Raw genomic sequence first — 690 nt, 5'->3', positions numbered from 1 at the left:
CTCCTCCACCAGCCTCTCGAAGGGCACTTCCTGGTGCGCGTACGCACCCAGCGTCACTTCGCGCACCTGCGTCAGCAACTCCCGGAAGCTCGCTGTCGGCGACACCTTCGTCCGCAGCACCAGCGTGTTCACGAAGAAGCCAATCAGCCCCTCCGTTTCAGCTCGCGTCCGGTTCGCTATCGCCGTCCCGACGCTCACGTCCTCCTGCCTCGCGTACCGCGACAGCACCACCTGGAAGGCCGCCAGCAGCACCATGAAGGGCGTCGCATTCTCTCGCTGCGCCAGCCCCTTCACTCCCTCCCACAGCCCCTTCGGCCACTCCAAACCTCGCGTGTCCCCTCGGTACGTCTGGACCGCCGGCCTCACCTTGTCCGTCGGCAACTCCAGCGCCACTGGTGCGCCCGCAAGCTGCTTCCTCCAGTACCCCAACTGCTCTTCCAGCACCTCCCCCTTCAGCCACTCTCGCTGCCACACCGCGTAGTCCGCGTACTGCACCTCCAGCTCCGGAAGCGGTGACTCCCTCCCCTGCGAGTACGCCTCGTACAGCGCCACCAACTCCCTCACCAGCACGCCCATTGACCACCCGTCCGACACGATGTGGTGCATCACCAGCACCAGCACGTGCGCTTCCTCCCCCTCTCTCAGCAGCGTCGCCCTCAGCAGCGGGCCCACCTCCAGGTTGAACGGGCG

At 66.5% G+C, this 690-nt stretch carries 1 protein-coding gene; it reads right to left on the bottom strand.

Features of this window, described 5'->3' with window-relative positions:
• Positions 1 to 690 (bottom strand): condensation domain-containing protein (locus tag HV824_RS35915; protein ID WP_255208629.1); only part of this gene is annotated, 690 nt, incomplete at both ends.

The organism is Myxococcus sp. AM009, from assembly GCF_013372605.1.
Lineage (GTDB): Bacteria > Myxococcota > Myxococcia > Myxococcales > Myxococcaceae > Myxococcus > Myxococcus vastator.
The sequence above is the reverse complement of the archived record's forward strand: the minus strand, read 5'-3'. Positions and strand labels throughout refer to the sequence as shown.